17 protein-coding genes are annotated in these 19,918 nt (G+C 67.3%); 14 read left to right on the forward strand and 3 right to left on the reverse strand.

From position 1 onward, the window contains the following. The first annotated feature begins 127 nt into the window (after positions 1-127). The 12 genes from BRW65_RS24970 to BRW65_RS25025 all read left to right on the forward strand — a co-directional run bounded on the left by BRW65_RS24970 (position 128) and on the right by BRW65_RS25025 (position 15,003). On the forward strand, positions 128-1,825 hold the full coding sequence (locus tag BRW65_RS24970; RefSeq protein WP_073879220.1) for a nitric oxide reductase activation protein NorD: 1,698 nt from the start codon (positions 128-130) through the stop codon (positions 1,823-1,825). A gap of 109 nt (positions 1,826-1,934) precedes the next feature. Further along, positions 1,935-2,780 carry a CbbQ/NirQ/NorQ/GpvN family protein gene (locus BRW65_RS24975; RefSeq protein WP_073879221.1) on the forward strand — a complete coding sequence of 282 codons (846 nt, stop codon included), beginning with the start codon at positions 1,935-1,937 and terminating at the stop codon, positions 2,778-2,780. A gap of 78 nt (positions 2,781-2,858) precedes the next feature. Then, positions 2,859-3,971, forward strand: coding sequence for an ABC transporter substrate-binding protein (locus BRW65_RS24980; protein WP_073879223.1), 1,113 nt, complete (start codon positions 2,859-2,861; stop codon positions 3,969-3,971). 13 nt (positions 3,972-3,984) lie between these two features. Further along, a complete protein-coding gene (locus BRW65_RS24985; RefSeq protein ID WP_073879225.1) occupies positions 3,985-5,127 on the forward strand; it encodes a spirocyclase AveC family protein in 1,143 nt (380 codons plus the stop codon). Beyond that, positions 5,120-6,112, forward strand: a complete 993-nt coding sequence (locus tag BRW65_RS24990) for an SDR family NAD(P)-dependent oxidoreductase (RefSeq protein WP_073879274.1) — start codon at positions 5,120-5,122, stop codon at positions 6,110-6,112. The genes BRW65_RS24985 and BRW65_RS24990 overlap by 8 nt, the downstream gene beginning before the upstream one ends. Beyond that, positions 6,112-7,326, forward strand: a complete 1,215-nt coding sequence (locus BRW65_RS24995; protein WP_073879227.1) for a cytochrome P450 — start codon at positions 6,112-6,114, stop codon at positions 7,324-7,326. The genes BRW65_RS24990 and BRW65_RS24995 overlap by 1 nt, the downstream gene beginning before the upstream one ends. Before the next feature lie 90 nt (positions 7,327-7,416). Beyond that, positions 7,417-8,901: an aldehyde dehydrogenase family protein gene (locus tag BRW65_RS25000; protein ID WP_073879229.1), complete on the forward strand. Its 1,485-nt coding sequence runs from the start codon at positions 7,417-7,419 to the stop codon at positions 8,899-8,901. A 438-nt stretch (positions 8,902-9,339) separates the two neighbouring features. Further along, a complete protein-coding gene (locus tag BRW65_RS25005) occupies positions 9,340-10,011 on the forward strand; it encodes a hypothetical protein (protein WP_073879230.1) in 672 nt (223 codons plus the stop codon). Then, the gene (locus BRW65_RS25010; RefSeq protein ID WP_139273233.1) at positions 10,008-11,258 is read left to right on the forward strand and encodes a DUF445 domain-containing protein; all 1,251 of its coding nucleotides are present in this window, start codon (positions 10,008-10,010) and stop codon (positions 11,256-11,258) included. Before BRW65_RS25005 ends, BRW65_RS25010 begins: the two co-directional genes overlap by 4 nt. A 443-nt stretch (positions 11,259-11,701) precedes the next feature. Then, complete coding sequence (locus tag BRW65_RS25015; protein ID WP_073879234.1) at positions 11,702-12,823, forward strand: NAD-dependent epimerase/dehydratase family protein; 1,122 nt, start codon at positions 11,702-11,704, stop codon at positions 12,821-12,823. 231 nt (positions 12,824-13,054) lie between these two features. Then, positions 13,055-14,203: a thiolase family protein gene (locus BRW65_RS25020; RefSeq protein ID WP_073879235.1), complete on the forward strand. Its 1,149-nt coding sequence runs from the start codon at positions 13,055-13,057 to the stop codon at positions 14,201-14,203. Further along, the gene (locus tag BRW65_RS25025) at positions 14,200-15,003 is read left to right on the forward strand and encodes a crotonase/enoyl-CoA hydratase family protein (protein ID WP_073879236.1); all 804 of its coding nucleotides are present in this window, start codon (positions 14,200-14,202) and stop codon (positions 15,001-15,003) included. The genes BRW65_RS25020 and BRW65_RS25025 overlap by 4 nt, the downstream gene beginning before the upstream one ends. Before the next feature lie 9 nt (positions 15,004-15,012). On the opposite strand, the gene BRW65_RS25030 is transcribed toward BRW65_RS25025, so the two are convergent. Then, positions 15,013-16,029 (reverse strand): NAD(P)/FAD-dependent oxidoreductase, encoded by a 1,017-nt coding sequence (locus tag BRW65_RS25030; protein ID WP_073879237.1) that lies wholly within the window; start codon positions 16,027-16,029, stop codon positions 15,013-15,015. After that, complete coding sequence (locus BRW65_RS25035) at positions 16,026-16,526, reverse strand: isoprenylcysteine carboxyl methyltransferase family protein (RefSeq protein WP_073879238.1); 501 nt, start codon at positions 16,524-16,526, stop codon at positions 16,026-16,028. The genes BRW65_RS25030 and BRW65_RS25035 overlap by 4 nt, the downstream gene beginning before the upstream one ends. Before the next feature lie 180 nt (positions 16,527-16,706). Between BRW65_RS25035 and BRW65_RS25040 the strand changes: the two genes are divergently transcribed. Further along, complete coding sequence (locus tag BRW65_RS25040) at positions 16,707-17,852, forward strand: NAD(P)H-binding protein (RefSeq protein ID WP_073879239.1); 1,146 nt, start codon at positions 16,707-16,709, stop codon at positions 17,850-17,852. After that, a complete protein-coding gene (locus BRW65_RS25045) occupies positions 17,849-18,571 on the forward strand; it encodes a CPBP family intramembrane glutamic endopeptidase (protein WP_073879240.1) in 723 nt (240 codons plus the stop codon). Before BRW65_RS25040 ends, BRW65_RS25045 begins: the two co-directional genes overlap by 4 nt. A 6-nt stretch (positions 18,572-18,577) precedes the next feature. Here the strand turns inward: BRW65_RS25045 and BRW65_RS25050 are convergent, their stop codons facing one another. Beyond that, positions 18,578-19,918: a DUF2867 domain-containing protein gene (locus tag BRW65_RS25050; protein ID WP_073879242.1), complete on the reverse strand. Its 1,341-nt coding sequence runs from the start codon at positions 19,916-19,918 to the stop codon at positions 18,578-18,580.

Here is a 19,918-nt window from a genome sequence, read left to right on the forward strand (position 1 = left end):
GACGTTGCTCATCACCGCGTCCAGGCGCCCGAACGCACCGACGGCTCCTTGCCCTGATTGACTGCGGTGGCACGGAACTTTACGGTGGAACAGATATTTGGTCAACGGAGTCCAGGCGGTTCGGAGGATGAACGTGTCCACCGACGTTCGTGGTGACCGGTTGCCGGGCCTCGGCATGCTCGCGTCCGCTCTGGCGGGCCGAGCCGTGGCCGTCGTCCAACTGCGTCCGGGCGAACCACCATGGACCGACGGCCAGACCATTCACATCGATGCGGGCGCGAGCCAGCGCCGGCAGCTCGAAGCCGTTGCCGTGCAGGCGTCGATGATCGCGGCCGGCAGCCTGGATCCGGACGTGATGCGCCGCCTGCTGCGCCGGCCCCGGGTGGCGCAGCGCTACCTGGCGGTGGAAGGGCACCGCGCGCTCGCCGCCAACGCCGGATTGCTGCCGGGCGTTCTGGCGTCCCTTGGTGACCGCGACACCGCGGGGCGCAGCGACTCGCCCGCCGCGTCGCTGCGGATTGCCCACCGGCGGGTGCCGATCGACGATCCCGCACCGGAATTCGGCGTCATCCGTCCCGCGAAGGTGCTGGCCGCGTCCGCCCGGGCGGTCGAACACCGGGACGGGGAGAGTGCCGAACATGTCCCGAGGAACCGGGATGCGGCGCATCTGGAGCAGCTGGACGATCGCGAGACCGACGATTCCGACGATCCCGACCTGTTCACCAGCCCGGTGGGTAGCGGCGGTCTCATCGGCAGGTGGCTCAAGAAGATGCTCTCGTCGGCGCGCAAGACCGGCAGCCGCGGGGGGCGGCCCGGCGCGGACACCCCGACGCACCGAACCAGCTCCGCCAACCGCGGGTCGCAGGCGGTGGCGTCGCTGGCCACCGCGCCGAGCGGGGAGGGCCAGGACCGGCCGGCGTCCACCGACGGCGTCACGTATCCGGAATGGGACGCCGGACGCAGGGTGTACCGGCCGGCGTGGTGCACCGTGCGCGAGGTCGAGGCCGAGATCAAACCGGAGGCGATGCACGCGATCGAAGCGGCGATCAGTGTGCGGCGCCCGCTGTCACGGCTCGGGATGGGCCTGCTCCGCCGCCACCGGCAGCCGCAGGGCGACGACATCGACATCGACGCGGCGGTCGAGGCCCGCGTCGAAGTGCTGGCGGGGTCGGTGCCCGACGAGGCGGTGTACCTCGACAGCCTGCGGCGCCGGCGGGACCTGTCGGCGCTACTGCTGCTCGATGTGTCGGGCTCGGCCGCGGAGCCCGGCACGGTCGGGCGCACGGTGCACGAGCACCAGCGCACGGCGGTCGCCAACCTCACGGTCGCGCTGCATGACTTGGGGGACCGGGTGGCGCTCTACGCCTACTACTCGCAGGGCCGGCGCGCGGTGAACATGGTGCCGGTCAAGCGATTCGACGACCACCTCGACGCCAGGGTCATGCGGCGGCTCAATAGCCTTGAGCCGGGCGCGTATTCGCGCCTGGGCGCGGCCATCCGGCACGGGTCGGCGGTGCTGGAGGCGCGCGGCGGTACGTCGCGTCGGCTGCTGGTGGTGCTCTCCGACGGACTGGCCTACGACCACGGCTACGAGCGGGCCTACGGCGCCGCCGATGCGCGGCGCGCCTTGACCGAGGCCCGTCGCCGCGGCACCGGCTGCGTCTGCCTGACCATCGGCGCGGGCACCGACGTGCAGTCGCTGCGGCGGGTGTTCGGTAGCGCCGCGCACGCGACGATCGCGCGCCCGGACCAACTCGCGGGCGTGATCGGCCTGCTGTTCCGGTCCGCGCTGCGTTCGGCCGAGGTTCGGCGCCGAGTGTCATGACACGGCATGGAGATCGACCCTCGAACACAAACGCGCTCGTCAGTCGACTTGAAACAAATATCTGTTCCACGATAGGCTCCATTCACCGTGGGTTAGCAGAGGGGACGCTATGGCCAACGAGTCCGGGCTGGTGCACCGCAACGGCGCGATGCCCGAGGCCGACGGGTCGCGCCCGTACTACAAGGCGATCGGCGGTGAGGAAGCCATCTTCGAGGCGGCGTACCGCCAGGGTCTGGCCCTCGTCTTGAAGGGGCCCACGGGCTGTGGCAAGACGCGTTTCGTCGAGGCGATGGCCCATGATCTCGGCCGGCCACTCATCACCGTCGCCTGCCATGACGACCTGACCACGGCCGACCTGGTCGGCCGGTACCTGCTGCAGGGCGATGAAACCGTGTGGGTGGACGGCCCGCTGACGCGGGCGGTGCGCGTAGGCGCGATCTGCTACCTCGACGAGGTGGTGGAGGCCCGGCAGGACACCACCGTGGTCTTGCATCCACTCGCGGATCACCGGAGGCAGTTGCCGATCGAGCGTCTCGGCATCACGCTGGACGCGGCGCCCGGGTTCGGCCTGGTGGTGTCCTACAACCCCGGTTACCAGAGCGTGCTCAAAGACCTCAAGGATTCCACTCGCCAGCGGATGGTCGCCATCGAATTCGATTTCCCCGCAGCCGATGTCGAAGAGGGCATCGTCGCACACGAGGCCGGTGTGGACGACGCCACCGCAGCGGAGCTGGTGCGCTTGGGGCAGGCCATCCGCCGGTTGGAAACCGGCGGCCTGCGCGAGGTCGCTTCGACCCGCGTGCTGATCGCCGCGGGCAGGCTGGTGGCAGAAGGACTCACCATGCGGGAGGCAGCCCGTGCCGCGATCGCGGGACCGCTCACCGACGACGTCGCGGTGGGCAGGGCGCTGGGCGAGATGATCGAGATCTATCTGGGCGAGCGGGCGAATGATTGACGCTCTAAACCGCCGCAGCTAGGGTCTGAACAAATATTTGGTTACATCAATCGGCGCGCGTGAAGTTCGGGAGGTCGGATGTCCTACGAGAGCAGCGCCGAGCCGATCAAGGTCGGCTACCTGATGGACTTCACCCTGCCGCCGGGATTCCCCGAGGAACTGATGGCGAGTTTCACGCGGTGCTTCGACCTCATCTTCGAAGAAGCTCTTGAACAGGGCCTGATCGATCGCCCCGTGCAGATGATCTACCGCGAAGTGGAGGGCCTGCCCAAAGGTTCGGTCAAGGCCGTGATCGACGCATTCCGGGAACTCGTCGACGAGGGCTGCCTGGTGGTCTTCGGGCCGCACATCACCGACAACTGCGTGCCGACCCGCGAGGCGATCGAGGAGCGGTTCAAGGTGCCGGCGATCAGCGTCACCGGCACCGACGACTGGCTGGGCGAATGGACCTTCGCGTTCCCGCAGGGGTCGATGACCGACGAGCCGATCTTCATCGCCGACCTCGTCGCCAAACGCGGACTCTCCGAAATCGGTGTTCTCGTGGAGCAGAACCTGATCGGCGAGAGTTATCTGAAGAACCTGCGAACCGCATGCCGCCGCAAGGGCATTCGCATCGTCGCGGAGGCGGCGATCGCCCAGACCGCGCATGACATCAACGACGCCGTCCGCACGCTGCACGATGCCAAGTCCGAGGCGGTCGTGCATCTGGGGTTTGGCTTCGGCATCGTCTTCATCAATCCCGCTCTACAGGCCGTGGATTGGGATCCGCCGCGTTTCGCCACCACCGCATTCCAGAACGCCTGGGTGAACCCGATCATGTGGAACGCATTCATGGGCTGGGTCGGGGTCGACCAGTACGACGAGGAGAACCGGCTCGGCCAGGACTTCCTCGACCGTTACGCGCAGAAGTACGACGGCAGCCGGCCCGAGTATTGCGTGTCGGTGGTCAACCATGACGTTGCCGCCACCCTCGTCCGCGCGTTTTCCGATGCCCACCCGCTCAGCCCCCGCGGCGTCAAAGAGGCGCTGGAGCGGGTCAAGATGATGCCCGCCGCTTCGGGCGCGCCCGGCACGCGCGTTTCCTTCGGGAAGTGGACGCGCCGCGCGTGGATGGGCGCAGGCTACCTGGTGGCCCGGACCCTGGACGCCGACGGCACCAATTCGCACCTGGTCGATCGCTTCGGGGAGTGAGGCGGACAAAGACATGAGCACTGATCAATCCGCACCGCTTGTCGCACAACACGATCCGGCACCCCGGCGAGGTCCCGAGAAGCAAAGCTGGGGCGGCTGGATCGCGGCGGTCGCGCTCGCCGCATTCGCGCTCTTTTTCATCGCGAACTGTCGCGTCGCCCTGGACCCGCGCGTCGCCAACCCGAACGTGCGGGGGCGGCCCCGTCCGGTGAGGTTCATCTTCGGGCTGGACTACATCACCTTCCTGCACATCTCGACCGTCATCATGCTGCTCGTCCTGCTCGTGGTCTTCATCCGGGGTTGGCGGCGCAACCCGGGCAGCCCGGTGATGCTGATGTTCCTGTGCACCACGCTGATCGTGTGGCAGGACCCGATCATGAACTGGTCCCCGTTCGCGGTGTACAACCCCGATCTCATTCACTGGCCGGAGTCCTGGCCGCTGGTCTCGCTGTCGCCGACCGTCGAGCCGTTCGTCGTATTCGGTTACGTCACCTTCTATTTCGGACCGTACTTCCCGGCCGTCTGGATTCTGCGCAAACTGCAGGCCAAGTACGGGCCGACGGCGTTCGTGTCGCGGCACCCGTTGGTCAGCCTGGGCGTGCTGACCTGTGCGATCGGCTTCGTCTTCGACGCCTGGTTGGAAATCCAGCTCGTCCACATGGGCATGTACATCTACTCGCAGGTGATTCCGTGGGGCTCGGTGTTCACCGGGACGACCTTCCAGTTCCCGCTGATCTGGGAGTCGTTCTCGGTGACGTTCGTGATGGTTCCGGCGGCGATACTGTGCTACCGCGACGACACCGGTAAATCGGTGGGCGAGAAGCTGGCCGCGAAGGCCCGGATCTTCCCGACCCGTCCGGTGCTCGGCACGTTCCTGGTGATGTTCGCCATCATCAACGTGTCCTACTTCGCTTACGGGGCGTGGTTCTGGGTCATCAAGGTCAGCCACGCGGCGACCTCCGTCGCGTGCCCGTGGCCCTATCCAGAGGCGAAAGTGTATGACCCGCAAGGCTATTACCAGCAAGCTGGCGCGCAGGGCCCTTACTCCGTAGGCATCTGGTCGACCTGGGCAAGCGGCGAGCCCAAGGGGCGGCCTCATGTCGACCCGCCACCGCCGGGCGTGGGCGCCTGCGCAACCCCGAGCCCGCATGGCTGAGCCGCGCACCGTCGTCATCACCGGCGCGTCCCGGGGTCTGGGGTTCGCGTCCGCGGTGCGCCTGTACCGCGAAGGGTGGCGGGTGGTCGCGGCGATGCGGACGCCCGACCGTGGGATGCCGCTGCTAAGACAAGCGACGGGCGCCGGCGAAGGCGACGACCTGCTGATTGGCGTGCAGCTCGACCTGCTCGACCCCGCGTCGATCGCCGCGGCGGCCAAGGCCATCGACGAGGCCGTCGGGGCGCCCTACGGGCTGGTGCACAACGCCGGGATCTCCGCGGCCGGGATGGTCGAGGAGACCGACATGGTCCTGTGGCAGAACATGTTTGCCACCAGTGTGCTTGGGCCCGTCGCGTTCACCCAGGCCCTGCTGCCCTCGATGCGGGCGGCCGGCCAGGGGCGGATCGTCCTGGTGTCCAGCGCCGCAGGAGTGCGCGGACAGCCGGCCACCGCGCCGTACTCGTCGGCCAAGGGCGCCCTGGAGCGCTGGGGGGAGTCGATGGCGGGCGAGATCGCGCCCTTCGGTCTGGGTGTCACCGTCTTGGTCGCCGGCATGTACGACACCGAGATCATCACCGACGCGGGAACCACCGACAATCGCGACTTCGGCGGTCCGTACGCCCGGCTGCACAACACCATGAACAGCCGGGGAAGGGCCGCGATGAGATTGGCCCGGCCGCCCGAGCGGTTCACTGACGGCCTGCTCAAAGCGCTGCAGGACCAGGGGGCTTTCCGCCGCCGCGGCGTCGGGCCGGACGCGTCGATGCTGTTGGTAGCCAACAGGATCCTGCCGGCTTCCGGCATGCACCACATGTCGCGGTTGGCGCTCGGGATACCGAGGCAGGGCTCGATGCGGGGTGGGGCGTGGCCGTTGACGGCCGCCCAACGGGCGATGGTAATCGCGGCGCGTGTTTTGCCGCAGCCGGTGCTGCAACGCCTGGCTGGGCTGGTGGCGAAGCGCCGCGACGGAAACGAGGGGAAATAGTGGAACAGCTTTTCGACGATCTGGAGGACTTCGGCGCCTTCGACGACGCGGTCTCCGGCGACGTGCGCGACCCGTACACGGAACTGGCGCGGCTGCGCCGCGAGGAGCCCATCCAGCGCCTGGACGTCTCCGGGATGCCGCACGAGGAATCCAAGCCGGTCTTCATCGTCTACCGCCACGAGGAAGCCCAGCAGATGCTGCGCGATAACCAGACGTTCTCGTCGGCGGCCGTCATCGCCGCGTTCGGGCCGGTGCTGGGGGAGCGCGTCATGCTCGGCATGGACGAACCGGTGCACGGCCGGCTGCGGTCACTGGTGTCAAAGGCGTTCTCGCAGAAGGCGTTGACGCGCTGGGAAGACGAGCTCGTCGGACGGGTGGGCAACCGCCTGATCGACAAGTTCGCGGCGAACGGCAAGGCCGACCTGGTCAAGGAATTCACCTTCGACTACCCCAGTCAGATCATCGCGGGCCTGCTGGGCTTGCCGGTGGAGGACTATCCCCAGTTCCAGCGGTGGTCGATCTCCTTGCTCAGCTGGATCCTGAACCCCGAACGCGGCCTCGCCGCCTCGGCTGCGCTCTGCGAGTACTTCGCACCGATCCTGCAGGCCCGACGGGCCGAGCCCAAGGATGACCTGATCAGCGCGCTGGCCCAGGCCGAGATCGACGGGGAGAAGCTCGAGGACGAGGAGATCTACTCGTTTTTGCGGCTGCTGCTGCCCGCCGGGGTCGAGACGACGTACCGGTCGCTGGGCAGCCTGCTGCTCGCGCTGCTGTCGAATCCCGCCCAGCTGGAAGCCATCCGTGCGGACCGGTCGCTGCTGCCGCAGGCGATCGAGGAGGGGGTGCGCTGGGAACCGCCGCTGCTGACCATCACCCGGGTGGCGACCCGCGACACCGAACTCGGCGGGGTGCCGATACCGGAAGGCTCGACGGTGATGCCGATGCTGGGCTCCGCCAACCGGCAGGAAGACCGTTACCCCGATCCGGACACGTTCGACATCTTTCGGCAGACCAGGGCCCACCTGGGTTGGGGGCATGGCGTGCACGTCTGTCTCGGCATGCACCTGGCGCGGCTGGAAATGCGCACCGCCGTCAACCTTTTGCTCGACCGCCTGCCGAACCTGCGGCTCGACCCCGACGCGGACGACCCGCACATCCGCGGGCAGGTTTTTCGTTCGCCGACCTCGGTGCCGGTGCTGTTCGACCCCCAATGACCAGGCCCGTAAGGGTTGTCCCTTGCCAATCGGCTAGTTTCCGGTAAGGCTCTCTGTAGCCCCTCAACGACTCAGAAGAGAGTGACAAACATGACCGAGGCTGTAAAGGTGCGGTTCGAGCCGAAGATGATGATCGACGGCCAGCTCGTCGATGGGCAAGCCGGCACCTTCACCAACATCAACCCGGCGACCGAGGAGCCGCTCGGGGAGGTCGCCGACGCGTCCAAGGAGGACATGCACCGGGCGATCGACGCCGCCCGGCGCGCCTTCGACGAGAGCGACTGGTCGACCAACCGCGAACTGCGCAAGCGCTGCCTGTTGCAGCTGCACGAGGCGATCGAGTCGGAGAAGGACGAGCTGCGCGAGGAGCTGATCCTCGAGGTGGGCTCGCCCCGGGCCATCACCTTCGGGCCCCAGCTGGACGCCCCGCTGGAGGACGGGCTGAAGTATCCCGCCCGGCTGATCGACGAGTACGCCTGGGAGACCGACCTGGGTGACAAGGTGATCAGCCTGACCGGCACGCTGACCACCCGCAAGGTGTGGCGCGAGCCGGTGGGCGTCGTCGGGGCGATCGTGCCGTGGAACTTCCCGTTCGAGGTCACCCTCAACAAGCTCGGCCAGGCGCTGGGCACCGGCAACACCGTGGTGCTCAAGCCGGCACCCAACACCCCGTTCAACGCGACCCGGCTGGGCCGGCTGATCGCCGAGAAGACCGACATCCCCGCCGGTGTGGTGAACGTGGTGACCGCGTCGGATCACTTTGTGGGCGAGGAACTTACGCTCTCACCCAAGGTCGACCTGATCTCGTTCACCGGGTCGACGGTGGTCGGGCAGCGGATCATGGAAAAGGGCGCCGCCACCATGAAGCGGCTGTTCCTGGAACTGGGCGGCAAGTCGGCCACCATCGTGCTGGAGGACGCCGACTTCGCGACGGCTTGCATGGTCGGCATCGCGCCGTGCATGCACGCGGGCCAGGGTTGCGCCAACCCCACCCGGCTGCTGTTGCCGCGGTCCCGCTACGACGAGGGCGTGGAGATCCTCAAGAACATCTACGAGAACGTGACGTGCGGCGACCCGCAGGACCCGGGAACCCTGTGCGGGCCGGTGATTTCGGAGGTGCAGCGGAAACGCGTGATGGGCTACATCCGCAAGGGTGTCGAGGAGGGCGCCACGGCGCTGGTCGGCGGGCCCGACGCGCCCACCGGCTTCGACAAGGGATTCTATGTCAGGCCAACGCTTTTCACCGACGTCAACAACTCCATGACGATCGCCCAGGAGGAGATCTTCGGGCCGGTGCTGGCCGTCATCCCGTTCGACGACGAGGAGGACGCGATCCGGATCGCCAACGAGAGCAAGTACGGCCTGGCGGGCAACGTGATGTCTAGCTCGCTGGAGCGTTCGCTAGCGGTGGCGCGCCGAATCCGGGCCGGCTTCATGGGCGTCAACGGCGGCGCGCCGTACGGCGCCGACACCCCCTTCGGCGGCTACAAGTACAGCGGGGTGGGCCGCCAAAATGGTGTCGCCGGGTTCGACCAGTACACCGAGATCAAATCGGTGGCCTACCCCGCGGTGTAAGGGGCCGGCTCGTCGAGATTGCCGTCACGGCTGCGGGTTTGGGCTCAACCGCGACCGTGGCGGCAATCTCGACGCGAAACGCGTCTGGCCGCTGAACTTGATCGATGGGCGCCCCCGGCTCGACGCTGGTCCTTGACTCCCAGAAAAGAGGCGATGGCCTGGAGGAGGCCCGCCTATTGCCTGCGCGATGCAGGGCGGCGAGCCTATTGTCTAATGTGTGAAGAGAATTGTTGCTCGGCTGGGAGTCGCCACGATGCGACTTGCTCCTTCGGGTGGCCGGGCCGGATTCGAGACAGTTGCGGCGATGCCGGCTTCACCCGCCCCTCGCGACGGCAGAACGGCCCATTTCGGCCCCAAGAACTTGGAAGGAAAACGTCCTTCATCGAGCCGCGCGATCGCCAACGTCATGGTGGCCCGAGCACGATCCGATGGTGAACGATGACCACGAACTACCTGGCAAACTTGATGCGCGGGAGCTTCAAGATGGCCGAAGCAGTCGTGGTCGGCGGTGTGGTGCCGGCACTGTTCGAGATCGAACGCCATGTGGTCAAAGCGATCCGGCAACACCTCGAGCAGCTCGACGCGCCTGACTCGTCGGGCTCCCGGCACTCAGAGGGCGAAAAGCACGCACCGCCGCTACCGGCGACGGTCCTTGGATCGTTGCTCGAACGAGCGCTGTTCTACTCGGCCGATGACAACCGAAATGAGCTCTACAGCGCGTTGCTTCAGGCACTCGTTCCCGATGAGGCGCGCATTCTGGCTGCGGTTTCGGATGGTTCCGCCTACCCGGTGGTCCACGTGGCCGAACCAACTACTACCGGGAGCAACGTCACGGTATTGGCCAACGCATCGTCTGTCGGTCGCGTTGCGGGTGTATCGCTGCCCTCCTATACGCCGCTCTACCTGACCCGGATGTTGCAGGCGGGCTTGGTCGCGATCGGACCGGAAGGGCCCAGCACCATGGCGAACGACTACGAGGTGCTGCTTGCCGATGACGCGGTGAACCTGGCTCAAGTCAAAGCGCGCCGCGGTATGCGCGGCGCAAAGGTAACGAGGCGCACAGTGAGCATCACCGCACTGGGCCGGGAAGTATGGGAAGCGGCGAAGTGAAAATCGACATCGACGTCGACCTGGGCAACATCTTCGTTCACCCCGCATGGGTTTACATTTCAATACCGCTCGGCGCGGCATTGATCGGTTGGGCGACGAAGATCCTCGCCCTCAAAATGATGTTCTATCCGTTGGAGTTCAAGGGCATAAGGCCGTTTCTCGGCTGGCAGGGACAGATTCCACGAATGGCGCCCAAGGTGGCCGCCACAATGGTCGATACGATGATGTCCGACATCATCGAACCCCAGGAGCTCTTTGACCAGTTGGATCCCGACGAGCTCGTCAAAGAACTCGGAGAACCGCTGCGGGCCGCCACAACCGAGATTGTCGACGCGATAATGATGTCTTTCCAACCTCAGCTGTGGCGGGCGACTCCCGACCAGGTCAAGGATTTGATCGTCATCGGTGTGGAAGCACGCATGCCGGCGGCCTCGCGCGAAATGTTTGATCAGTTCAAGGATCAACTCGATCAGTTTTTCGACGTCAAGCACATGGTCGTCACCAAGATGGTCACCGATAAGGCAAGGCTCGTTAAGGTATTCGAGGACATGGGCGGAACGGCGTTCAAGTTCTTCGTCAAAGCCGGACTCATATTCGGATTCATCATCGGCCTGATCCAGGCGATCTCTTTCGGCTTGACCGGATGGTCGTGGACGTTGCCCGCGTTCGGTCTGCTCACCGGCGGCCTTACCGACTACTTAGCCCTACAGATGATCTTCCGGCCGATCGAACGGCGGACAGTGTTTCCCGGTTTCAAGTGGCAGGGCGTATTCCAGGCCAGCCGCGACGAGGTCATTCGCAACTACTCGGAGTTGATGGCCCGGGAAATCTTCACCGCACAGGCCATCCTGGAAAGCCTGCTGACCGGTCCGATGTCGGACAGGTTTTTCGACGCGATCCAAACCGAAATCCACCAAACCATTGACAAGCAAATGGGTTTCGCGGCCCGCATCATCAGTGCTGTCGGCGGCCGCAAATATCGGGAGATGAAGCAGCAGATCGCCGACATCGTCATCAAGAAACTGCCGGAAAACATAGGCTATGCCGAGAAATACTTTGCCGAGCGGATCAATCTGGAAGAAATCATGGTCGAGAAGATGAGCCAGATGGATGCGCAGCAGTTCGAGAATCTCCTACGCCCCATATTCAAGGACGACGAGTGGATCATCATCGTCGTCGGCGCGGCGCTGGGATTCCTGGTCGGGTTGGCCCAAGAAGAAATTATCCTCGCGCTGGTTGCACGATAAGCGCGTCAACCGCACGCCCGTCCGCGGTCGATGGTGAGGAGACAGGACTCGGGGCACGTGTCCGCCAGCCTTGGATCGGCGAGCTCTTCGATCGTTCGTCGCGTGCCGCGCGGCGGCGTCACCCAGTCGGGCAGAGCGACGGGGGGTGGCTTGCTTCATCTGGTCGACAAGTTAAAATTTATGTGGCATAGATAATGTTCGGACAGTACCGCCTCGCTCACGGGGGCCAGACGACGCGGGGGCGAGTGGACGTAATGCGTAAAGGAAAGCGATGGCCGATTACAAGTACCCGTTCGTCGAGCGGTGCGACGACGCACCGGTAGCGCTTTGGACATCGCTGGGCGATTCCGTGGCGAATATCCGGACTCGGGCACCGTCGATCTGCGCTGACGAACTGGCGGCGGCGACAACGGGATCCGTTGTGACAAAAACGTATTCGTTGCATGGCTGAATTTGGTTCCGCGGCCCCCGGAGATGGCGAAAGGGAATCTTCGCCGACCGCCTCGGAGACTGTGCTGGTCACTGGCGCCTTCGGCCTGGTCGGTACCGCGACGATCAGGCGGTTGGCCGAAGACGGTCGTCGGGTCGTCGCGACCGATCTCGAGACGCCCGCGTATGTCAAGGCGGCCAAGAAGCTACCGGCCGGCGTTGAAGTTCGCTGGGCCGACCTGACCGACCGGGCCCAGGTTGACGAGCTGCTCGGCAGCGTAGCACCGACGGCGATCATCCATCTGGTAGGCATGATCGCGCCCGCCATCTATAAGAATCCCCAGCTCGGCCGAGCGGTCAACGTCGGTATCACCCGCTCGCTGCTGGCGGCCGCACAGGCCCAGGCCACACCGCCAAGGTTCGTTCACGCGTCCAGCGTCGCGGTGTTCGGCCCGCGAAACCCGCATCGTTATTCCGACCGGGCGCGAGCGGACTCACCGACATGCCCCAACGACATCTACGGGGCAACGAAATTGGAGGCCGAAGAACTGGTTCGTTCGTGTTCCCTGGAGTGGGTGATCCTGCGCCTGGGTGGGGTGATCAGCACTCGTTTGACCTCGATGCTGAGCAGTTGGGACGTCGTCTTCTTCGAAAGCGCGTTACCGGCGGACGGCCGTATCCATACCGTCGACGTGCGTGACGCGGCCAAAGCATTCGCCACGGCGACCACGGCCGACGTCGCCGGCCAGATCTTGCTCATCGGTGGCGACGATTCACATCTGCTGCGGTACTCCGACGCCGGTCACGACATGACGGAGGCGGTCGGATTGGGCGGCGCGCTGCCACCCGGCCGACCCGGCGACCCCAACAATGACCTGAACTGGTTCGCCACCGACTGGATGGACGCCGGCCCCGCCCAAGAATATCTTGCGTTCCAACACTATTCGTGGCCCGCCATCCTGGCTGAAATCCGTGCACAACTAGGCTGGAAGCGCCAGCTGTTGCGGCCATTCGTACCGATAGTGCGCGCCATCCTGACCCGGCGGTCGGCATACCACGGCCGGCCGGGAACGTACGCCGATCCGTGGGCGGTCATTCGAAGTCGGCTGGGCGACCCAAGTCCCGAAAGCCACTAGCGATCGGTCCGATTCGACAACAGCTTTATGGCCAACAGCTGCACCGTGGGGCAAATTTCCGGCTCGGCGCGGCGCCGGACGGACGGGCGGCGAAGGGCCGAACCGGTGCGCGAACCCAGACCCGCGCCGCCTGTTCGCCCCAGAGCAACCCCGGCCGCTGACCTCCCAACCCCTTGGTTGACAATCGACGCAAAGCTTTATGAGGCTCGACCCGTCAAAGGAGACACCACCATGGCTGAAGCCGTCATCGTCGAGGCAGTGCGATCACCGATCGGGAAGCGCAACGGCGGGTTGTCCGGCGTCCACCCGGCCGACTTGTCCGCGCAGGTGCTCAACGGCCTCGTCGACAAGGCCGGCGTCGACCCCGGCCTTGTCGACGACGTGATCTGGGGCTGCGTGATGCAGGCCGGCGAGCAGGCCCTCGACATCGGCCGCACCGCCCTGCTGGCCGCCGGCTGGCCGGAATCCGTTCCCGGTGTGACCGTCGACCGCCAGTGCGGCTCGAGCCAGCAGTCGATCCACTTCGCGGCCGCCGGCGTGGTGGCCGGGCACTACGACGTCGTCGTCGCCGGTGGGGTGGAGTCGATGTCGCGCACCCCGATGGGGTCGTCGCTGGCCAACGGCGGGCGCCCCTACCCCAAGACCTTCCTGGACCGCTACGAGGGCCAGATCCCCAACCAGGGCATCGGCGCCGAGATGATCGCCGAGCGGTGGGGATTCGACCGCACCGCGCTGGACGAGTTCTCCCTGGGCTCACACGAAAAGGCGGCTGCCGCACAGGATTCCGGTGCGTTTGACGACCAGATCGTCGGCATCAAGGATCAGGACGGCAACGTGGTGCTCAAGGACGAGGGTATCCGTCGCGGCACCCCGATGGAGAAGATGGCGTCGCTGAAGCCGGCGTTCAAGGAAGACGGCGTGATCCACGCCGGCAACTCCTCGCAGATCTCCGATGGCTCGGCCGCGATCCTGTTCATGTCGGCCGAGAAGGCCAAGGAGCTTGGCCTGAAGCCGATCGCGAAGGTGCACACCGCGACGCTGGCCGGGGCCGACCCGGTCATCATGCTGACCGCGCCGATCCCCGCCACCCAGAAGGTGCTCAAGCGCTCCGGCCTGTCCATCGACGACATCGGCGCCTACGAGGTCAACGAGGCGTTCGCGCCGGTGCCGCTGGCGTGGCTGAAGGACATCGGCGCCGACGAGAAGAAGCTCAACCCCAACGGCGGCGCCATCGCGCTGGGGCACCCGCTCGGCGGCTCGGGCGCCCGGATCATGACGACGCTGCTGTACCACATGCGGGACAAGGGAATTCGTTACGGCCTGCAGACCATGTGCGAGGGTGGCGGCCAGGCCAACGCCACCATCGTGGAATTGTTGTGACGGACGTCGACACCGCGGCGCGCGGCGCGCTGACCGAGCGCCGCGGCAACGTCATGGTGATCACCATCAACCGGCCGGAAGCCCGCAACGCGGTCAACGGTGCCGTCAGCATCGGCGTCGGCGACGCGCTGGAAGAAGCCCAACGGGATCGCGAGGTTCGGGCGGTGGTGATCACCGGCGCGGGCGACAAGTCGTTCTGCGCCGGGGCCGACCTCAAGGCGATCTCCCGCCGGGAGAACCTGTACCACCCCGACCATCCCGAGTGGGGCTTTGCCGGCTACGTGCACCACTTCATCGACAAACCCACGATCGCGGCGGTCAACGGAACCGCACTGGGCGGCGGCACCGAGCTGGCGCTGGCCAGCGACCTGGTGGTGGCCGACGAGCGGGCCCGGTTCGGGCTTCCGGAGGTCAAGCGGGGACTCATCGCCGCCGCCGGCGGCGTCTTCCGGATCGTGCAGCAGCTCCCGCGCAAGGTGGCGATGGAGCTGCTGTTGACCGGCGAACCGATCACCGCCGCCGACGCCCTCGAATGGGGCCTGATCAACCAGGTGGTCAAGGAGGGCACGGTGCTGGAAGCCGCGCTGGCGCTGGCCGCGCGGGTGACGGTGAACGCGCCGCTGTCGGTGCAGGCCAGCAAGCGCATCGCCTACGGGGTCGACGACGGTGTCATCACCGACGAAGAGGCGGGCTGGGCGCGGACCATGGAGGAGATGCGCAGCCTGATCAGGTCGGAGGACGCCAAGGAGGGCCCGCTGGCGTTCGCAGAGAAGCGTGAGCCGGTCTGGAAGGCGCGCTAGGGCATAGGCCTACGTCGCCAGGACGTTCACCCCGCGCTGGAAGGCCGCGGGCAACAGCGTGCACGCCGGCACGATCGCGCGGCGCGTGATCGGCGGGGCGCTGGCCAGCACCAGTGCGCGGGTGAGCAGACGGTAGTTGCGGGTAATCCGTTGCCACGCAAGCTCATACGACGACGGTGTCTCGTCGACGATGGCGGCGACGGCCGCGGCCGCTTGCTTGACCGCCAGGCTGATGCCCTCACCGGTCAGCGCGTCCTCGTAGCCCGCCGCGTCGCCCACCAACAGCACGCGCCCCGCGACCCGGCGGGAAACCACCTGCCGCAACGGGCCGCAGCCGCGCGCGGCGCCGCGGGCGGCGCCGCCCAGCTGGCGGGCCAGGCCGGGGAACCAGTCGAGGTCGGGCCGGCCGCGCGACAGGATCGCCACGCCCACCAGATCGGGCTCCACCGGCGTCACGTACGCCTCGCCCAACCGCGACCAATGAACCTCGACGAACTCCGACCAGGCCGGCACCCGGAAGTGCCAGCGCACCCCGTAGCGCCGCGGCGTTCCGGCCGCCGCCGTGATCCCCACGGATCGCCTGACCTGTGAGTGCAGTCCGTCGGCCGCCACCAACCATCTCGCGCGCACGCCGGCGGCCGTCACCCCGTGGGCGTCCTGTTGCACGGTGGTCACCCGCGCCCGAAGCCATTCGGTGTCTTGCTCTTTGGCGCGCGCGGCCAGCGCCGCGTGCAGCGTGGTGCGTCGCACGCCCCGGCCCGGGCCGCCGCGAAACCGCGCCTCGGCGCGGCGGTGTTCGCTGACGTAGGCGATTCCGTGAAAGGGCATGCCGGCCGGGTCGACGCCCAGCGACGTCAGCTCGGCCAGCCCGCCGGGCATCAGGCCTTCACCGCACGCCTTGTCGATCGGGCCCTCACGCGGGTCGGCGACGATCACCGAAAGTCCGTGGCGCCGAGCGTGTAACGCCGTGGCCAGGCCGCCCGGCCCGCCGCCGACGATCAACAGGTCGGTGTCGAAGTCGCTCACGTGTAGCCCAGAGCGGAGTTCTCGACCTGCAGTCGCACCTTGAGCAACGCGGCGTTGGCGAGGGTGAAAATGGCCGCGGTCAGCCACGCCGTGTGCACCAACGGCAGCGCCAACCCCTCGGCCACCACTGCAACATAGTTCGGGTGGTGCAGCCAGCGATAGGGACCCTCGCGCACCAACGGGGCCTGCGGCAGCACGATGACCCGGGTGTTCCACCGCGGGCCCAGCGTGGCGATGCACCACCAGCGCAACCCCTGGCTGAGTGCCACCACCGCCAGCATCGGCCAGCCCAGCCACCCGATGAACGGCCGGTGCAGCGCCCACGGCTCGAGGACGCAGCCGACCAGCAGTGCCGTATGCAGCACCACCATCACCGGATAGTGTTCCTGCCCAAACTCCTTGGCGCCCTGGGCAAAAGACCACCGCGCGTTGCGCTGGGAAACCACCAGCTCGACTATGCGTTCGACGCCGACAACCAGGATCAGCAGGTAATACATGTCTCCACTATCTTTTTGCGATGTCTCATACCGGTTACGGTGCCGCCGCCGCGGGGGTTCAACATCCGCGAGCGTAACGGCGTGGCGAAAATCCGGCCCGAAAAGCGCCGTGGCCTTACGTTCGCGAGCGGCCGTGCCCGCCAGGTTTGCGTTGATCGTCGCCGGGCTAGGTTGAAGGGTATGCGGATCCTCGTCACCGGTGCCACCGGCTATGTCGGATCGCGGCTGGTCACGGCGCTGCTGGCGGATCGGCATCACGTCGTGGCCGCCACCCGAAACCCCGAGCGCCTCAGGCGGTTCGGATGGTTCGATGACGTCGCGCCGGTGGCCCTCGACGCCGCCGATCCCGAGTCGACCCGAGCGGCCTTCGCCGATGCGGGTCCCGTTGACGTGGTGTATTACCTGGTGCACGCGATCGGGCAGCCCGGCTTCCGCGATGCCGACCAGGCCGCGGCCGCCAACCTGGCCGCCGCGGCCAGCGACGCCGGGGTGCGACGCATCGTCTACCTGGGCGGATTCGTGCCCGCCGACGAGGTGCTGTCCGAGCACCTGACCAGCCGGGCCGAGGTGGCCGAGGCCCTGACGGTCCCGGACGGCCCGGAGCTGGTCTGGCTGGGCGCCGCGATGATCATCGGTGCCGGCTCCACCTCGTTCGAGATGATGCGCTACGTCGGCGACCGATTCCCGCTCCTGCCCATCCCGCGCTGGATGGACAACCCGATAGACCCGATCTCCATCCGCGACGTGCTGCACTACCTGGTCGCCGCGGCCGATCCCGACCTGTTGGTCCCGGGGGCGTACGACATCGCCGGGCCGGACACCACGTCCTACCGCGAACTGCTCAAGACGTATGCGCGGATCTCCGGGCGGTGGCACGCCGGGTTGCCGGTCGGCAGGGTCGACACCGGGTTGGCGTCGCTGGTCACCGGGGTCGCGCTGCCGGTGCCGCCGGGGCTGGCCGGCGATCTGGTCGAGTCGCTCGACCATCCGATGGTGGCGTCCGAGAGCGACCTTCGGGATCGGGTGCCCGACCCGCCCGGTGGGTTGCTCGGCGTGGAGGACGCGATTGCCCTAGCCTTGGCCGATCAGCCACATCGCCCGTCCCCGGTCAACGCCCTGGCCGACCCTCATCACCTGGCCAACACCGACCCCGTGTGGGCCGGCGGTGACGCGCGGCGCATCCGCCATGTTGCGCGGCGGCTCACCCCGCCGGTCGTGCGGCCGGCTCTGCGGCTGGTCAACATGGTCCCGGGACCGCTGGCCGGAGCGCTTCGAACCGGCCTTGACCTCCTGATCGCCCTGACCCCGAAGGTGCGTCCCGCATGAGCCAGTCAACCGCCCCGTCCGCCACCGGCACGCTGACCGAGCTCCGCCGGGCGCTCAGCAAAGTCGCTGTGCCGCATCATGAGTCGCCCGTCGTCGTGCGCCGTCGGCGGGTCATCGTGGCCATCACCGTGGTGCTCGGTGCCGTGGTGCTCGGGTTTTCGTTGCGACGCCATCCGGGTGATTCCAGCTTCTACTGGCTGACGTTGGCGCTGGCGGGGGTGTGGGTCGCCGGCGGGTTCGCCTCCGGCCCGCTGCATCTGGGTGGCATCTGCTGGCGCGGCCGCAATCAGCGCCCGGTCATCACCGGGACGGCCATCGGCCTGCTGCTGGGCGGGGTGTTCGTGGTCGGGGGGCTGATCGCCCGGGAGATCACACCCGTGGCCGAGCTGATCACCCGGGTGCTGGAATACGCCCACCACGGCTGGTATCCGGTGATCGTGGCGATCACGCTCGTCAACGGCGTCGCCGAGGAAGTCTTCTTTCGCGGCGCGCTCTACACGGCCCTCGGCCGGTATCACCCGGTCTTGATTTCGACGATCCTTTACACGATCGCGACGCTGGCCAGCGGCAATCCGATGCTCGGGTTCGCCGCCGTCATCCTGGGGACGGTGTGCGCCTACGAGCGCCGGGCGACCGGCGGCGTACTGGCGCCGGTGCTCACCCACTTGGTGTGGGGGCTGATCATGGTTCTCGCGCTGCCCCCGATGTTCGGCGTCTGACGGCGGCTACCCGGCCGAACCGACGACCTCGCGGGCCAGCCTGCGCATCGCGGCGTTGTGCGCGGGCCGCGCGAAGAACCAATACATCCGCCCCGGGATGCCCCGCGGCAAAAAGATGGACCGTTGGGTATAGCGGCTGCCGCGGCCGTCGTGGCCGGTGACCGCGATCTCGAGCCATTCCCGTCCCGGCGCCCGCTTGGTCGAGCGCAGCCGCAACAGCTTGCCCGCCGCGCGCTCCTCGACCCGCCAACAGCCCGCCCGGGCATTCACGGCGTTCTCCGCCGCCCGCCAGACGTCGGCGGGTTCGGTAGCGGTTTCGGCGGTGCGCGCATCGGTGTAGACGATCTCGCCCGCCCAGTCGGGATCGCAGGGGAGCGGCTCGGCGGGTTCGGACCGCAACGACGACCACGAGGGTTCCGGGACGCCCCGCGCGGCCCGCTCGAGCGCCAGTTCGACGGACCGGCGATAGCCGGTCAGCCCGTCGGGCGGCGGCTCGATGATGCCGTCGACGTCATGGTTGCGCATCACCGCGTCGCACTCCAGCGATTCGATCAGTGGCCGCGCCAGCCCCGGCGGGATCGGTGTCACGGTCCCCACCCACAGGCTGGCGATCGTCGGCGTCAGGAACGGCAGCACGATCAGATAGCGCTTCCCCAGGCCCGCCACGTCGGCGTAGACGCGCATCATGTCGCCGTACTCGAGCACGTCGGGTCCGCCGATGTCCCAGGTGCGCGACGACGGCACCGGCGCCGTCGCCGCGGCGACCAGGTAATAGAGCACGTCGCGCACCGCGATCGGCTGAATCTTGTTGTGCACCCACTTCGGGGTGGTCATCACCGGCAACCGGTCGGTCAGGTGCCGAATCATCTCGAACGACGCCGATCCCGACCCGACCACGACGCCGGCCTGCAGCACGACGGTTTCGATGCCGGAGGCGATCAGCGCGTCGCCGACCGCCGCCCGCGACTCGAGGTGCGGCGAGAGCTTGCCGCCCTCGGGATGCAACCCGCTCAGGTACACGATGCGCCGCACCCCGGTGCGCCGCGCCGCCGTCACCACGTTGCCGACCGCGCGGGCTTCCTCGTCGGCGAAATCCTTCGACGAACCCATCGAGTGGACCAGGTAGTAGACGACGTCGATTCCGTCGAACGCCGCGACCAGGGAATCGACGTCACCCAGATCGCCGCACGCGACCTCGGCCTGTTGCCGCCAGGGCACGGCTTCCAACTTGGCCGGGTCGCGAGCCAACGCGCGCACCTGATGACCCTCGTCCAGGAGTCGGGGCGCCAGCCGGGCGCCGATGTAGCCGGTCGCCCCGGTCACGAGACAGCGCAGCCGTCCAGCCAT

The organism is Mycobacterium paraffinicum, assembly GCF_001907675.1.
Taxonomy (GTDB): Bacteria; Actinomycetota; Actinomycetes; order Mycobacteriales; family Mycobacteriaceae; genus Mycobacterium; species Mycobacterium paraffinicum_A.